The sequence below is a fragment of the Rhizobium sp. S163 genome, assembly GCF_030380805.1.
Classification (GTDB): Bacteria; Pseudomonadota; Alphaproteobacteria; order Rhizobiales; family Rhizobiaceae; genus Rhizobium.
In genome coordinates, this window is record NZ_JAUDSA010000005.1 from 72,586 (window position 1) to 88,997 (window position 16,412).

The window sequence follows — 16,412 nt, forward strand, 5'->3', positions numbered from 1 at the left end:
TTGTGATATGACCTCTGAAACACTACTCGCAAGCCTGCATCTTTCGATACCGGAACTGATCCTCGCGATCGGCTCTCTGGTCCTGCTGATGATCGGCGTATTCTCGGGAGAGCGCTCCGGCCGCATGGTCAGCGTTCTCGCGATCATCCTTCTGGCGGTCGCGGCCCTCTGGCTGGTCTTCGCTCCGAGCGAGGGCCTTGCCTATGGCGGCGTCTTCCTGGCTGATGGCTTCGGCCGCTTCATGAAGGTGACGGCTCTGGTCGGCTCCATCGTGGCGCTGTTCATGTCGCTCGGCTTGGCCAAGGAAAACCAGCTCGACAAGTTCGAGTTCCCGGTTCTGATCGTGCTCTGCACGCTCGGCATCCTGCTGATGATTTCGGCCAACGACCTGATCTCGCTCTACCTCGGCCTCGAGCTGCAGTCGCTTGCGATCTACGTCATCGCCGCGATCAACCGCGACAGTGTCAAGTCGACGGAAGCGGGCCTCAAGTACTTCGTGCTCGGCGCTCTCTCCTCCGGCATGCTGCTCTACGGCATGTCGCTGGTCTATGGCTTCACCGGCCACACCCACTTCGCCGATATCGCCCAAGCGCTGACGGTGGATGGTGCGCGCTCGCTCGGCCTGATCTTCGGTCTGGTCTTCATCCTCGCCGGTATCGCCTTCAAGATCTCGGCCGTTCCGTTCCACATGTGGACGCCTGACGTTTACGAAGGTGCGCCGACACCGGTGACGGCCTTCCTGGCAAGCGCGCCGAAGATCGCGGCCATGGCCATGATGACGCGTATCGTCATCACCGCCTTCCAGCCCGTCATGGCGGACTGGCAGCAGGTCGTCGTCTTCATCTCGATCGCCTCGATGCTGCTTGGCTCGTTCGCCGCGATCGGCCAGAAGAACATCAAGCGACTGATGGCTTACTCGTCGATCGGTCACATGGGCTACGCGCTGGTCGGTCTTGCTGCCGGCTCGCAGACGGGCGTGTCGGGCGTCATGCTCTACATGCTGATCTATATGGTCATGACGCTGGGCTCCTTCGCGATCATCATGTCGATGCGTCGCAAGGATGGCACCGTTGTCGAAAACGTGGCTGATCTCGCAGGCCTGTCGACCACCAATCCGATGATGGCGACGGTCCTCACCATCCTGATGTTCTCGCTGGCTGGTATTCCCCCGCTGGCAGGCTTCTTCGGGAAGTACTTCGTCTTCGTCGCCGCCATCGAAGCCAAGCTCTACGCGCTTGCCATCATCGGCGTCCTCGCATCGGTTGTCGGCGCCTACTACTATCTGCGCGTCATCAAGCTGATGTGGTTCGATGAAGCCACCGGCGAATTCGCCCGCGTCTCCGGCTCGCTGCGCCTCGTCTTCGGCGTCTCCGGCCTGTTCGTTCTCGCCTATGTCCTCATCGGCGGTCCGATCGGCGGTGCGGCTGAACTCGCAGCCGCGACGCTGTTCTGATGAGCTTCGACCCACGGCGCCTGAAGTCGCTCGATGACTTCAGGCACGAGGCTCTGTCGGAGACATTGTCCACCAATAGCGAATGCCTTGCCCGTGCCAGGGCAGGGGATGCTGGTCGCCTCTGGGTGACCGCGGAAAGACAGACCGGCGGCCGCGGCCGCCGTGGTCGTCCCTGGGTGTCTGAACCCGGCAATCTCTATGCCTCTCTTCTCTTGATCGACCCGGCGCCCATGGAGCGCATCTCGTCTCTGCCGCTGGCGATCGCGGTGGCCGTGCACGAGGCGGTGCGGATGGTTCTGCCGCCGAGCGCGGAGCCGCTTGAGGTCAAGTGGCCGAACGACATCCTGATCGGCCGCAAGAAGACATGCGGTATCCTGATGGAAGGCGAGGCCCTGGCCGATGGCCGCTACGCCCTTGTCATCGGCATCGGCATCAACGTCGCCTTCATGCCCGACAATCCGCTCTATCCCGTGACCTGCCTACGGGAGCAGGGAAGTTCCGCCTCTCCACAGGAACTCTTCGCGCATCTGTTCGCATCCATGGCCGATGTGCTATCAGCGTGGGACCGCGGCCGCGGTATTCGCGATATCACCGCCCGTTGGCGCGATGTCGCCTGCGGTATTGGCGAAAAGATAACCGTGAATCTGCCGGACCGTTCGATTTCCGGCCACTTCAGCGGAATTGATGATAATGGCCTGTTGCTGCTCGATACGGGGGCAGGCAGGATGATGACGATCGCCGCCGGCGACGTCTTCTTTGGATGATTGGAAAAACAAGCAGTATGGCGAAGCAGGACGAACTGGTATTTCTGCCTTTGGGCGGCGTTGGCGAGATCGGGATGAATCTCGCCCTTTACGGCTATGGCCCGTCCGCGCATCGCCAGTGGATCATGGTCGACTGCGGCGTGACCTTCCCGGGTCCCGATCTGCCGGGCGTTGATCTGGTTCTGCCCGACATTCGCTTCCTCGCCAAGGAACGCAAGAACCTGAAGGCGATCTTCATCACCCACGCGCATGAGGATCACTACGGCGCGCTGGCCGATCTGTGGCCGGGCCTCAATGTTCCTGTCTACGCGTCAGGCTTCACGGCCGGGCTTCTGGAAGCCAAGCGCAACTACGAAAAGTCGACGATGGTCGAAATCCCGATCACGCCGTTCACGGCAGGGACAGTGGTCAATGTCGGCCCCTTCAGCGTCGAGGGCGTGGCCGTCAACCACTCGATCCCCGAGCCGATGTCGCTGATGATCCGCACGCCCTTGGGCAACGTTATCCACACAGGTGACTGGAAGATCGACCACGAGCCTTCGCTAGGCCCGCTGACCGATGAGGCGCGCTTCCGCCAGCTTGGCGATGAAGGCGTGCTTGCCCTGATGTGCGATTCGACCAATGCGCTCCGCGACGGCGTCTCGCCGTCCGAAAAGGACGTTTCGGAAAGCCTGCGCAAGATCATCGAGAACGCCGAAGGTCGCGTCGCGATCACCACCTTCTCCTCGAACGTCGGCCGTATCCGCACCGTGGCTGAAGCCGCCGAGGCCGCCGGACGCGAAGTCCTGTTGCTTGGCAGCTCGCTGAAGCGCGTCGTCAACGTCTCCCGTGACCTCGGCCTGCTCGATGGCATCAAGCCGTTCATCGCCGAAGAGGAATACGGTTATATTCCGCGCGAAAACGTCGTCGTCATCCTCACCGGCAGTCAGGGCGAGCCGCGCGCAGCCCTTGCCAAGCTCTCGCGTGACGAGATGCGCAACGTGGCGCTTGCGGCGGGCGATACGGTTGTCTTTTCCTCGCGCGCCATCCCGGGCAACGAGAAAGCCATTCAGGACATCAAGAACGGCCTCGTCGAGCAGGGCGTTCACATCATCACCGATAGCGAAGCGCTGGTTCACGTCTCCGGCCACCCGCGCCGCAACGAACTGCAGAAGATGTACGAACTGACACGGCCGACGGTCGTCGTTCCCGTGCACGGCGAAGCCACGCATTTGACCGCCCACAAGGAGCTCGCGGAGCAATCCGGCATCTCCACCGTTCCGCGCGTGCGCAACGGTGATGTCCTGCGCCTGGCGCCCGGTACGGTGGAAGTGATCGACGAAGCCCCCCATGGCCGCATCTTCAAGGACGGCACGCTGATCGGCGATTTCGACGAAATGGGCATCGGCGACCGTAAGAAACTCTCCTATGTCGGCCATGTCGCGCTGAACGTCGTGATCGACGCCCGCTTCGACATCATCGGCGAACCCGACATGGTGTCGATCGGGCTGCCTGTCTACGACGATGAAGGCGACGAGTTCGAAGACACGCTCTATGACGCCGCGCTGAGCGCCTTCGAGAGCATTCCGCGCGCACGTCGCAAGGATCTGGACCTGCTGCAGGAATCGATGCGTCGCGCGGTTCGCTCGACAGCCAACCAGATCTGGGGCAAGAAGCCGCTGGTCACCGTCTTCGTCACCAAGGTCTGATCCGATGCTCGGCCGCGTCAACCATGTCGCCATAGCCGTTCCCGATCTCGCAGCCGCCACGGCCGCCTATCGAGACATGCTGGGCGCCACGGTGTCGGCGGCCGAGGCATTGCCGGAGCACGGCGTCACCGTCGTCTTCGTGGAATTGCCGAACACCAAGGTCGAGCTGCTTGAGCCGCTCGGCCCCCAATCCCCGATAGCGGCCTTCCTGGAGAAGAACCCGTCCGGCGGCATGCATCACATCTGTTATGAGGTGAGCGATATCATCGCGGTCCGCGACCAGATGCTTAGCTCCGGGGCGAGGGTGCTTGGCAATGGCGAACCGAAGATCGGCGCCCACGGCAAGCCCGTGCTCTTCCTGCATCCCAAGGATTTCTTCGGCACGCTGATCGAGCTCGAGCAGGTCTGATGACTGCGGCAGAGTGACCCAAACGCCGCTGCGTGGGTATAAGCCTCTCAACACTGCTTTGTATCGTCGCTGTTCCGTCTTATAAGGGCGGTGGCCCGACGCGGCTGCTTGGGTGGGAGATCTTATGCTGCAAACATTTCTACAGGGCTTTGCCGTCTACTTCATCGTCTGGTGGATGACGCTCTTTGCCGTCTTGCCGATCGGCTTGCGGACGCAGGCGGAGGACGACGATATCGTGCTCGGCACCGTGCACAGCGCGCCAACGCGGTTTCGGCCGCTCTTCACCTTCTCGCTGACGACGCTGGTCTCCGCCGTCATCTACACCCTCTGGTATGTCTCTTCGACCTATTTCGGCTGGGGCTTCGACGCCCTCCCGCAGATCGGTCCATCATTTTCGAATGTTTGAGAGCGCTTAAGGGCGTTTGCTCAGCAATTGAGCAGATGCGAAAGAAGGGGCGTCATACGCGTGTCATCAAGTTGCGGCATGGAGGTGCCGTAACGGAATGGGCAGCTTACGTTGCGGAAGATGGGCGTTTCGAGCTAGGGACGCGGTGTCGAAAAGCCAAAAAAAAACAAGGCTAAAAGCCTTGTTTTAAGTATCGCGTGATCCTTAACCGTTACCGGGGCTGCGACAAGCGCGCCTAAGATCTGATCCTCCCAAGACTTGACCGCGAAAATGGTAGGGATTTGAACTCCCTGCCTGTTTTGTGGGCTAAAGCTAGCTCAAAGATTGTGCTTTGTCATCAGATTTTTTTGCATTTTTGCTACACTCGAGTAAATTTTTTCTGTTGATAAGAGTTTCGCGCAAGTCATTATAATTTCGCCGCTTTCTTGGTTTCTTCGGTTTGCGGGCTCCAACTTGCTCTAAGAGAAGCCTGTGGAAATCCCTCGCGGGTTTCCTTCCTGCCGCGAAGCGGTTATGAACGCTGCCAACATTGTGATTGCCTTCGATTCCGCTATTTGGCGGCGTCTCAACAGCTCTGGAATTCGCCATGCGTCTGTCTCGCTACTTCATGCCCATCCTCAAGGAAAACCCCAAGGAGGCAGAAATCGTCTCCCACCGGTTGATGCTGCGCGCCGGCATGATCCGGCAGCAGTCGCAGGGGATCTACTCCTGGCTGCCGCTGGGCAAGCGCGTGCTCGACAAGGTCAACAATATCATTCGCGAGGAGCAGAACCGCTCCGGCGCCATCGAGCTGTCGATGCCGACCCTGCAGTCGGCCGAGCTCTGGCAGGAAAGCGGCCGCTACGACGCCTACGGCAAGGAGATGCTGCGCATCAAGGACCGTCAGGACCGTCCGATGCTTTATGGCCCGACCAACGAAGAGATGGTCACCGATATTTTCCGGTCTTCGGTCAAGTCTTACAAGGACTTGCCGCTGAACCTCTATCACATCCAGCTGAAGTTCCGCGACGAAATCCGTCCGCGTTTCGGCACCATGCGCTCGCGCGAATTCATGATGAAGGACGCCTATTCCTTCGACATGACCCGCGAAGGCGCCGAGCATTCCTACAAGAAGATGTTCGCGGCTTACCTGCGCACCTTCGATCGTCTCGGCCTGCGCGCCATTCCCATGCGCGCCGACACCGGCCCGATCGGCGGCGATCTCAGCCACGAGTTCATCATCCTCGCCGACACCGGTGAATCGGAAGTCTACAGCCACAAGGATTTCGTGAATTTCGATATCCCCTCGGTCGACACCAACTTCGACGACGTCGCCGGCCTGGACACGATCTTCAAGAAGTGGACCTCGGTCTACGCCGCCACCTCCGAGATGCATGACGAAGCCGCCTTCGACGCCATCCCCGAGAGCGATCGCCTGTCCGCACGCGGAATTGAAGTCGGCCATATCTTCTACTTCGGCACGAAATATTCCGAGCCGATGGGCGCGAAGGTGCAGGGACCTGATGGCAAGGAACACGCCGTCCACATGGGTTCTTACGGTATCGGCCCGACACGCCTTGTTCCCGCCATCATCGAAGCATCGCATGACGAGAACGGAATCATCTGGCCGGCCTCGGTCGCGCCTTTCGATGTCGTCGTGATCAACATGAAGGCCGGCGACGCCGCTTGCGACGCAGCCTGCGAGAAGATCTACGCGGAGCTCTCCAAGGCCGGCGTCGATGTTCTCTATGACGATACCGACGATCGCGCCGGCACCAAGTTCGCAACCGCGGACCTGATCGGCGTGCCCGTACAGATCATCGCCGGCCCGCGCGCGGTCGCGAACGGCGAAGTGGAAGTCAAGGACCGCAAGACTGGCGCCCGCGAAACGATGACCATCGACGCGGCAATCAATAAGCTCTTGGGCTAAGAAGAAGGCGGGAGGCGAAATGGCAGACGCAGCGGTGAGCCAGCAGGGATCCAAATCCGGCTCGGCTGCGGCCAGCAGGCCATTTTCCGCTTTCGAGCGACTTGTGGCGTGGCGCTATCTGCGCGCACGCCGCAAGGAAGCCTTCATCTCGGTGATCGCCGGCTTCTCCTTCATCGGCATCATGCTCGGCGTCGCGACGCTGATAATCGTCATGGCCGTGATGAACGGTTTCCGCACCGAACTGATCTCGCGCATCCTCGGCATCAACGGCCACATGATCGTGCAGCCGGTCGATGGGCCCTTTACCGATTATCCGGCGCTGACCGATCGCCTGGGCGCCGTCCCCGGCATCAAGGTGGCGCTGCCACTCGTCGAAGGCCAGACGCTGGCCTCAGGCGCGGGCGGCGCTGGCACCGGCGCTTTGGTTCGCGGCATCCGCGCCGAAGACCTGAGCAAGGTGAAAACCGTCTCCGACAACATCAAGTCCGGTGACCTCGTCGGCTTTGCGGCTGGCCAGGGCGTTCTCATCGGCTCGCGCATGGCAGACCAGCTCGGCCTGCAGGCGGGCGACACCATTACGCTCATATCACCGGAAGGTGACGTGACGCCGATGGGCATCAATCCGCGCGTCAAATCCTACAAGGTCTCGGGCATCTTCGAGATCGGCATGTCGGAATACGACGCGACGATCATCTATATGCCGCTCGAGGAAGCGCAGCTCTATTTCAACGCCGAAGGGCTGGTGCAGTCGATCGAGCTCTATGTCGACAATCCCGACAATATCGACGAGCTGCGCCCCAAGGTGGAGGCCGCCGCCGGCCGTCAGATCGCGATTACCGACTGGCGCCAGCGTAACCAGACCTTCTTCTCGGCCCTGCAGGTCGAGCGCAACGTCATGTTCATGATCCTGACGCTGATCGTTCTCGTCGCCGCCCTGAACATCATCTCCGGCCTCATCATGCTGGTGAAGGACAAGGGCAGCGATATCGCGATCCTCAGAACCATGGGCGCGAGCTCCGGCGCCATCATGCGCATATTCTTCATGACGGGTGCCGCGATCGGCCTGGTCGGCACTTTTGCCGGCGTGCTGCTCGGCGTCATCGTCTGCATCAACATCGAGAAAATCCGCGCGTTCTTCTCCTGGCTGTCGGGCACGGTGCTGTTCGACCCGCAGCTCTATTTCCTCAGCCAGCTGCCGGCCAAGATGGAGGTCGGCGAAACGGTCTCCGTCGTCGTCATGGCGCTGACGCTGTCTTTCTTCGCGACAATCTTCCCCGCATGGCGCGCTTCCAAGCTCGATCCCGTGCAGGCCCTGCGCTACGAATAAGGAATGCTGATTACATGAAGCGGAATACCGTTCTCAAGCTTTCCGGCGTCGAGCGTCACTATGGCCAGGGAGAGACCCAGCTTTCGATCCTGAAGAAGGCTGACCTGACCATCAACAGCGGCGAGATCGTCGCGCTTGTGGCTCCATCAGGCACCGGCAAGTCGACCCTGCTGCACTTGGCGGGCCTGCTCGAGCATCCCGATGGCGGCGAAGTCACCATCAGCGGCAATGCTTGCAATGGCCTCTCCGACGATAAGCGCACGGCGATCCGGCGCAGCGAGATCGGCTTCGTCTACCAGTTCCACCACCTGCTTCCGGAATTCTCGGCGCTTGAAAACATCATGATGCCGCAGATGATCGCCGGCCTGCCGCGCAACGAAGCCAAGGTGCGGGCAGGGCAGCTGCTCGACTACATGCGCATCGGCCACCGGGGCGCCCATCGTCCGGGGGAACTCTCTGGCGGTGAACAGCAGCGCGTGGCGATCGCCCGCGCCGTCGCCAACGCGCCGAGCCTTCTGCTCGCCGACGAACCAACAGGCAATCTCGACCCTGAGACGGCGAGCTACGTCTTTGAAGCGTTGGAAGCGTTGGTGCGCCAGTCCGGCCTCGCGGCCCTGATCGCCACCCACAACCACGAGCTCGCGGCCCGCATGGACCGCCGCGTCACCATCGCCGATGGCAAGGTCGTGGATTTCTGAGATTTCACCGCCTGGTCAGGACCAATCTAGCCGCCGCAGATCGACTGCCCGGTTTCGTCCTTCCAGTCGGCAATCGTGATCGTGCGTGCCTCGGCCTTCGCATCCTTTCCGTCTCGCTGCAGCTTGCCGGTAAGCGCATTGTAGTCGCATGAGCCGCCGCCATCCGGATCCAGCGTGTCGTAATGGCTGTAGGTGTAGCCGGCGACGACGAACTGGTTGTTGCGGTAGGCAAGCGTCAGCGTCTGCTCCCAGCGGTCGCGGCCGATGGCGCTGTTCTGCGAGTGGATGGCGATCGAGCTCTTGCCCGCCGCCTTGATCGCCGGTTCCTGGCCGTAAATCCCCTCCGCCACCGTGGTTCCCCAGATCTTGCCGGGCGCGCTGGTCGTAAGCCGCAACAGGTCGTGGTCATCCCGCAGATAGATGTAGACGCCGAGCTGGTCGTCGGCGGCATCGTCGGGAGCCTCGGCGAGCAACGCCAGGTCTGGCTTGCCATCGCCGTTCCAGTCGCCGACCGCCACATCGACGATGCGCGCCGGATCAGGATCCGCGCCGAAGGCCGCGTTGGCTGAAAGCAGGACTGCCATAAAGATGAATCGACGCATGCTCGTCTCCCGTTTGCCGTTAACCAAACAGAAAACAATCCTGTTGACAACGGAACAAGAGAAGAACAAAATAAAAACATAAGAGCACAGGAGAGCCAAATGACTGACATGATCCGCGATATCGCAGCATTCACCTCCATCGCAATGTTTATTGCCAGCTTCTCTTTGATCTGCATGGCAATGTAAGAATAACGGGGACCGCATGGCTGTCATGCGGTCCGATGGTACCCGCTTCTCTGGACATCCACGTCCCCAAATCCGACAATGCATCCGATTCATACGGATGCGCGGAAAGGCATATCATGGCGGGCACTGAAAACGGCGCGAGCGACTTCATCGGCGGTACGCCGGGCTTCGTTCACTTGCGTGTGCACTCCGCCTTCTCGCTGCTTGAGGGGGCGCTGCCGCTCAAGAAAATTCTCTACAAGGCATCGGGCGATAGCCAGCCGGCGATCGCCATCACCGATACCAACAATCTATTCGTCGCACTGGAATTTGCGCAGAAATCGATGGACGAAGGTCTGCAGCCGATCATCGGCTGCCAGGTCTCCATCGATATGGAAGACGGCCTCGAGACCGAGCGCCGCGGCGGCCAGCAGCAGTTGGCGAAACTGCCGTCGATCGTGCTCCTGTCCGCCACCGATGCAGGCTATGAACGGCTGGTGGATCTCGTCAGCCGTGCCTATCTCAGCGGCGAGGGCGCCGGGCAGGCGGTCCACATCAAGGCGTCGTGGCTCGACGAGCTCGGCACGGAGGGCCTGATCGCGCTGTCAGGCGCATCGACCGGCCCGATCGACATGCCGCTGAAAGAGGGGCACATCGCGCCGGCGACCGCGCGCTTGCTGTCGCTGAAGGACAAGTTCGGCGACCGACTCTACATGGAGCTTCAGCGCCAGGGTACCTATGACAAGCGCCACGAGCAGCGGGTGATCGGACTTGCCTATGAGCACGAGATCCCGCTGGTCGCGACCAACGAGGCCTTCTTCCCGACGCGCGACGATTACGACGCGCACGACGCGCTGATGGCCGTGGCGCACAATGCCATCGTCTCCGACGACACGCGTTTTCGCCTGACGCCTGATCACTACCTGAAGAGCCGCGCCGAGATGGTGAAGCTTTTCGCCGATCTGCCCGAGGCGCTTGAAAATACGGTGGAGATCGCCCGCCGCTGCTCCTTCGTTTTGAAAACCCGCAAGCCGATCCTCCCACGCTTCACCGGCGCCACCGCGGATCCGGAAGAGGCGGAGCGCGCCGAATCGCTGGAGCTTCGCCGCCAGGCGGTCGAAGGTCTCGACATGCGCCTTCAGACGCTCGGCATGTCTGCGGGCTATGAGGAGAAGGATTACCGCGACCGCCTGGAATTCGAGCTCAGCGTTATCGAGCGCATGAAATTCCCCGGCTACTTCCTGATCGTTGCCGACTTCATCAAGTGGGCGAAGCTGCAGGATATCCCGGTTGGCCCCGGCCGCGGCTCCGGTGCGGGCTCGCTGGTCGCCTATGCGCTCACCATCACCGACGTCGATCCACTGCGCTTCTCGCTGCTCTTCGAACGCTTCCTCAATCCGGAACGCGTCTCGATGCCCGACTTCGATATCGACTTCTGCCAGGATCGCCGCGAAGAGGTGATCCGCTACGTGCAGAAGAAATATGGCCGCGAGCAGGTGGCACAGATCATCACCTTCGGCTCGCTACAGGCGCGCGCCGCCCTTCGCGACGTCGGCCGCGTGTTGGAAATGCCCTACGGCCAGGTCGACAAGATCTGCAAGCTGGTGCCGAACAATCCGGCCAACCCGACACCGCTGTCGAAGGCGATCGAGGAAGAGCCGAAGCTGCAGGAGGAGGCCGACAAGGAGCCCGTCGTCGCCCGCCTGCTCGATATCGCGCAGAAGATCGAAGGTCTCTACCGCCACGCATCGACCCACGCCGCCGGTATCGTCATCGGCGATCGCCCGCTGTCGAAGCTGGTGCCGATGTATCGCGATCCGCGCTCCGACATGCCGGTCACCCAGTTCAACATGAAGTGGGTCGAACAGGCCGGTCTCGTCAAGTTCGACTTCCTCGGCCTGAAGACACTGACGACGCTGAAGGTCGCCGTCGACTTCGTCGCCAAGCGCGGCATCAAGGTCGATCTCGCCGCGATCCCGCTCGATGACAGGCTGACCTATGAGATGCTGTCGCGCGGCGAAACGGTCGGCGTGTTCCAGGTGGAAAGTGCCGGCATGCGCAAGGCGCTGATCGGCATGCGGCCGGACTGCATCGAGGACATCATCGCGCTCGTGGCGCTGTATCGCCCGGGTCCGATGGAGAACATCCCGACCTACAATGCCCGCAAGCATGGCGAGGAAGAGCTCGAATCGATCCACCCGACCATCGATTACCTCTTGAAGGAGACGCAGGGCGTTATCGTCTACCAGGAGCAGGTCATGCAGATCGCTCAGGTGCTCTCGGGCTATTCGCTCGGCGAGGCCGATCTTCTGCGTCGCGCCATGGGTAAGAAGATCAAGGCGGAGATGGACCAGCAGCGCGAGCGCTTCGTCGTCGGCGCCGTCAAGAACGGCGTGTCGAAGCCGCAAGCAGACAACATCTTCGAGCTTCTGGCGAAGTTCGCCAACTACGGCTTCAACAAGTCGCACGCTGCCGCCTACGCCATCGTCTCCTACCAGACCGCCTACATGAAGGCGCATTATCCGGTCGAATTCCTCGCCGCCTCGATGACGCTCGACATGTCGAACACCGAAAAGGTCAACGATTTCCGCCAGGATGCCAAGCGCCTCGGTATCGAGGTGATCGCGCCCTCCGTACAGACCTCGTTCCGCCACTTCCAGACCGGCGACAACCGCATCTATTACGCGCTGGCGGCGCTGAAGGGGGTCGGCGAATCGGCCGTCGACCATATCGTCGAGGTGCGCGGTGACACGCCCTTCGCCAGCCTCGAGGATTTCTGCCTGCGCATCGACCCCAAGCAGGTCAACCGGCGTGTGCTGGAAAGCCTGATCTTCGCCGGCGCCTTCGATTGCTTCGAGCTCGATCGCGCCCAGCTCTCTGGCGGCATCGATCGCATCATGGGCTATGCCCAGCGCGCCCAGGAAAACAAGCTGAGCGGCCAGTCGGATATCTTTGGCGGTGTGTTGTCATCGGGTCCGGAAAAGATCTCGATGCCGCCTTTCTCGCCCTGGCTGCCCTCCGAGCGCCTGCTCAAGGAGTTCCAGGTCCTCGGTTTCTATCTGACGGCCCATCCGCTCGACAGCTACAGCAGCGTGCTGGAAAAGATGCGCGTCCAGACCTTTGGTGATTTCGCGGCCGCCGTGAAGCAGGGCGCCAGCAATGCGCGTCTGGCCGGAACCGTCATTTCCAAGCAGGAGCGCAAGACGCGCACCGGCAACAAGATGGGCATCATCGTCTTCTCGGATTCATCAGGCCAGTTCGAAGCGGTGCTCTTCTCGGAGATGCTCAACCAGTATCGCGACATGCTGGAATCTGGAAAATCCTTCGTCATCACCGCGACCGGCGAAGAGCGACCGGAGGGCATCGGTCTGCGCATCCAGACGATCCAGTCGCTGGAGGAAAAGTCGCTGCAGATGCAGAAGGCGCTGCGTGTCTATGTCCGTGATTCCGGCCCGCTGCGCGCCGTTGCCGCCCATCTCAACGCCAGGGGCGACGGGCTCGTCTCCTTCATCGTCATCAAGGAGGATGGCAAGCGCGAGATCGAGGTGGAATTGGCACAGAAATACAGGATCACGCCCGAAATCGCCGCCGCCATGCGCTCGGCTCCCGGAGTGATCGATGTGGAGCTCGTTTAGCCGCGCGTCAGCGTGATGAAGTCGGTGCCCTGACCGGTCTCCGGGCCGACGCCGGTATCGGAGATCGTCAGCGTCGATCCCGGCGTCAGCATCGAGTCGATCCGCTGTCTCGTGTCATCCGGAATGGTGATCCGGCCGAGCGCGTTCAGGATCGGCGTGCCCGAGATGATCGAGCTTTCCATCGTGCTGATGCCCAGCCGCTTCATCGTCTGGCTGGTCAAGGTGTTGGGCAGCGTCACGCCCAGCCACTCGGTGGTGCCGTCTTCGAAATTCACCTCGTGCGCGCTGAAGAAATGCGTCCCGAGCGCCAGTTCCGGTTGGGCGATCGTCACTGGCGCCTCGAACACCTGCTGGAATCCCTGCCGCACCATGATGACGCCATTCGGCGGCTCGCCCTTGCCGGCGGCGCTATAGACCGCGCGCAGGAGATCGTCACTGATGAGTGACTTGGCCGCCTCTGGGCTCATCGGATGCTGCTTCTTGAACTCTCCGATCGCCTGAACCGTCGCCGGCCCGAGATAGCCGTCGGCGTTGCCGACAGCAAATCCGAGCTCGGCGAGATAGGTCTGCAGATCGATGATCGTTTCGCGCTGCGCCCGGCGGGTGATCAGGATCTTCACCGGCTGGTCGTTTACGGGCGCCACGATCGGCTGCACCTGCAGCCGCGGCATCGCCACCTCGTTCATCGCCACCTGCACCGGCAGCGAGCCGATCGCCGGCCGGAGTTCGACGTCGGATAAAAGCGGTGCCGGTGGCGGCGCGTGCGGGCTGAACAGTAGCGGATGATCGACCGGCTCAGGCGCAAGCTGCGCGTCGGTGATGATGACGGGCACGCCCATCTCGGTCATCTTGTAGAGCTGCTTGGCGAACGCATCGGGCATGCGCACGCAGCCGTGCGAGGCGGGGTAGCGCGGCACGGAGTTCGACTGGTGGAGCGCGATGCCCGACCATGTCAGCCGCTGCATGAACGGCATCGGCGCGCCCGAATAGATGTTGGATTCGTGGTAGGTCTGCTTCTCGATCACCGAGAAGATGCCGCTTGGCGTGGTGTGGCCGGATTTCCCGCTCGATATTTTCGATGTCGCGATGACATCGGCGCCGTCATAGACGGCCAGCGATTGCTTGCTCTTGGAAACGAAGATCTGCAGCGCCCGCGCGTCCGTGGCGAACGCGGGGTGCACGAGGGCGGTGGCCGACAGCAAGCCGAGCCCGAAGACGAGACGCGAGAACATTTGAACCCAACCGATACGCAATACTACGTGTCGGAGCGTAATGCTCGAAACTTAAGGAATATTTGAAATGGGCGATCCCGAGTAGGGCTCACATATTATTGATTGCGCTTGCTTCCAAACGTATAGCCGGTCTCGACCGTGCCTTTTCCGAACTTGTCGCGCAGCTTGTCCATCGCGGCCTCGGCCGCGGCACGGCGCCCGGATTGAACGTCGATTAGGTCCGGCGGATCGGCCCGCGTCGGGTCGCAAAGGTCGGTCACGCCGATGCCGATCAGTCGGAACTTGGTTCCGTCGGTTTCTTTTTGCAGCAGTTCGATGCCGGTGCGGAAGATGCGGTCGGCAAGCTGCGTCGGGTCCTCCAGCTTGCGGTTGCGCGTGCGCGACTTGAAGTCCGCCGTCTTCATCTTCAGAACGACCGTGTGGCCGGCGATATCGCCCTTCTTCAGGCGCCAGGCGACTTTCTCGGAGAGATTGCGCAGCACTGGAACAAGCTCCTCATATCGCGAAATGTCGTCGAAGAAGGTCGTCTCGGCCGAAACGCTTTTGGCGGGATCGTTGAGATGCACGTCGCGGTCATCGATACCGCGCGACAGCCGCGACAGCCGTTGTCCCATGGTGCCGTAGCGGCGCATCAGGTCTGTCTCGTCCATGGTCTGCAACTGGCCGATGGTGCGGATGCCGTCGGCCTCCAGCGTCGCGGCGAACGCCTTGCCCACACCCCAGATCGTCGTCACAGGACGTGGAGCGAGGAACGATACCGCTTCCTCGCGACCGATCACCGAGAATCCACGCGGCTTCTGCAGGTCGGAGGCCACCTTGGCCAGGAATTTGCAGTAGGAGAGCCCGATCGAAACGGTGATGCCGATCTCCTTCTCGACACGTCGGGCGAATTTCGCCAGCGTGCGCGCCGGCGGGTCGTTGTGCAGCCGCTCCGTGCCGCCAAGCTCCAGAAACGCCTCGTCGATCGACAGCGGCTGAACGAGCGGTGTCAACTCCTGCATCATCGCCCGCACCTCGCGGCCGACCTTGACGTATTTCTCCATGTCGGGACGGATCACCACCGCCTGCGGGCAGGCCTCAAGCGCCTTGAACATCGGCATGGCCGAGCGCACGCCATAGATCCGCGCGACATAGCAGGCAGTCGACACCACACCGCGTTTTCCGCCACCGATGATGACGGGCTTGTCGGCCAGCTCGGGATTGTCGCGTTTCTCGACAGAGGCATAGAAGGCATCGCAGTCGATATGCGCGAGCGTCAGGCCGTAGAGCTCGTCGTGGCGAACGAGGCGGGGGCTGCCGCAGGCAGCACAGCGTCGCCCCTCCGCCTTCTGCTCGGCAAGGCAGTCGCGACAGAAGCCGGGTGTCTTGGCAGGATTGGCGGTCATCGACGGGAACAAAGGTTGAACATCCCGACATTACGCTCTAAGTTCGAGAGTCTCAAGAGGATGTCGGCGCTTATGCGCTGGTTTTACCCAGCGTCGTCGTGGTCGAAAAATGCCGCCGCATCAGCTCGGCTGCATGCGTCCAGTCGGACGCCTGTACGATTGTGCCGGTGGGCGGCGGCGCGAATGGCTTGAAATCGGCATTCGCCATCATGTTGAGCAGCAGGCACTCCGGCACATGGTCGGCAACGGAAAGGAGGTTGCGTTGGATATCGTCGATAAAGGCGACGGGCAGCTCCCGGCGGTCATGCAGCGCGGCCACGATCGGCCCCTTCGGCTGTTCCGACGCGATCATGTCGAAGCAGAGATCGAACCGATCGAGAAGCTTGCGGCGCACCTCGTGGTGACGCGGCGGCATTGCCGTGAGAAACACGATGTCGGCATCGGCGGCCAGCGCATGCAGCGTCTCGACGGCACGCTCCGCCGGCGCCTGCCACAGGTCCTGGGTCTCGAAGAATATCTCGTGGAAGCGGTCGAATTCGTCTCGGTCCATCTCCGCCCCATCGAGCAGCGACACGATATTGCCATGCAGCCGAAACGAGCGCGGCAGGAGGTCGTAATCGTGCGAGCGCAGGAAGCGGGTGAGGGGCGAGAGAAATTCCAGCACCACCTCGTCTATATCGCAGACGATCAGCGGGCGATCACCGAGGCGCACCTGGGAGGGATCGGTGACCACGCTCAT

Annotated in this window: 13 protein-coding genes; 9 read left to right on the forward strand and 4 right to left on the reverse strand. The window is 61.6% G+C overall.

The genetic code is table 11. The annotated features are described in order from the left end of the window. Positions 1 to 7 precede the first annotated feature (7 nt). From nuoN to QTL96_RS07245, 8 genes are all read left to right on the forward strand, one after another. Positions 8 to 1,453: an NADH-quinone oxidoreductase subunit NuoN gene (nuoN, locus tag QTL96_RS07210; protein WP_018900199.1), complete on the forward strand. Its 1,446-nt coding sequence runs from the start codon at positions 8 to 10 to the stop codon at positions 1,451 to 1,453. Continuing rightward, on the forward strand, positions 1,453 to 2,217 hold the full coding sequence (locus QTL96_RS07215; RefSeq protein ID WP_112941540.1) for a biotin--[acetyl-CoA-carboxylase] ligase: 765 nt from the start codon (positions 1,453 to 1,455) through the stop codon (positions 2,215 to 2,217). The genes nuoN and QTL96_RS07215 overlap by 1 nt, the downstream gene beginning before the upstream one ends. Before the next feature lie 17 nt (positions 2,218 to 2,234). After that, positions 2,235 to 3,905, forward strand: coding sequence for a ribonuclease J (locus QTL96_RS07220; RefSeq protein WP_289727228.1), 1,671 nt, complete (start codon positions 2,235 to 2,237; stop codon positions 3,903 to 3,905). A 4-nt stretch (positions 3,906 to 3,909) separates the two neighbouring features. Beyond that, positions 3,910 to 4,314 carry a methylmalonyl-CoA epimerase gene (gene mce, locus QTL96_RS07225; RefSeq protein ID WP_289727229.1) on the forward strand — a complete coding sequence of 135 codons (405 nt, stop codon included), beginning with the start codon at positions 3,910 to 3,912 and terminating at the stop codon, positions 4,312 to 4,314. A gap of 124 nt (positions 4,315 to 4,438) precedes the next feature. After that, positions 4,439 to 4,720 carry a DUF1467 family protein gene (locus QTL96_RS07230; protein WP_018900195.1) on the forward strand — a complete coding sequence of 94 codons (282 nt, stop codon included), beginning with the start codon at positions 4,439 to 4,441 and terminating at the stop codon, positions 4,718 to 4,720. A 586-nt stretch (positions 4,721 to 5,306) separates the two neighbouring features. Continuing rightward, positions 5,307 to 6,629, forward strand: coding sequence for a proline--tRNA ligase (proS, locus tag QTL96_RS07235; RefSeq protein WP_289727230.1), 1,323 nt, complete (start codon positions 5,307 to 5,309; stop codon positions 6,627 to 6,629). A 19-nt stretch (positions 6,630 to 6,648) separates the two neighbouring features. Then, positions 6,649 to 7,956, forward strand: a complete 1,308-nt coding sequence (locus QTL96_RS07240; RefSeq protein ID WP_111561296.1) for a lipoprotein-releasing ABC transporter permease subunit — start codon at positions 6,649 to 6,651, stop codon at positions 7,954 to 7,956. A gap of 14 nt (positions 7,957 to 7,970) precedes the next feature. After that, positions 7,971 to 8,654: an ABC transporter ATP-binding protein gene (locus QTL96_RS07245; protein WP_111561297.1), complete on the forward strand. Its 684-nt coding sequence runs from the start codon at positions 7,971 to 7,973 to the stop codon at positions 8,652 to 8,654. 26 nt (positions 8,655 to 8,680) lie between these two features. Here the strand turns inward: QTL96_RS07245 and QTL96_RS07250 are convergent, their stop codons facing one another. Next, complete coding sequence (locus QTL96_RS07250; protein ID WP_289727231.1) at positions 8,681 to 9,256, reverse strand: hypothetical protein; 576 nt, start codon at positions 9,254 to 9,256, stop codon at positions 8,681 to 8,683. Positions 9,257 to 9,558: 302 nt separating this feature from the next. Here QTL96_RS07250 and dnaE point away from each other — a divergent pair, with 302 nt between their 5' ends. Then, on the forward strand, positions 9,559 to 13,056 hold the full coding sequence (gene dnaE / locus QTL96_RS07255) for a DNA polymerase III subunit alpha (RefSeq protein WP_289727232.1): 3,498 nt from the start codon (positions 9,559 to 9,561) through the stop codon (positions 13,054 to 13,056). On the opposite strand, the gene QTL96_RS07260 is transcribed toward dnaE, so the two are convergent. From QTL96_RS07260 to QTL96_RS07270, 3 genes are all read right to left on the reverse strand, one after another. Beyond that, positions 13,053 to 14,288 (reverse strand): L,D-transpeptidase family protein, encoded by a 1,236-nt coding sequence (locus tag QTL96_RS07260; RefSeq protein WP_289727233.1) that lies wholly within the window; start codon positions 14,286 to 14,288, stop codon positions 13,053 to 13,055. The genes dnaE and QTL96_RS07260 overlap by 4 nt on opposite strands. A 95-nt stretch (positions 14,289 to 14,383) precedes the next feature. Then, entirely contained in the window at positions 14,384 to 15,673 is a 1,290-nt protein-coding gene (locus tag QTL96_RS07265) for a DNA polymerase IV (RefSeq protein WP_289727234.1), read from the reverse strand. 70 nt (positions 15,674 to 15,743) lie between these two features. Then, the gene (locus QTL96_RS07270; protein WP_289727235.1) at positions 15,744 to 16,412 is read right to left on the reverse strand and encodes a hypothetical protein; all 669 of its coding nucleotides are present in this window, start codon (positions 16,410 to 16,412) and stop codon (positions 15,744 to 15,746) included.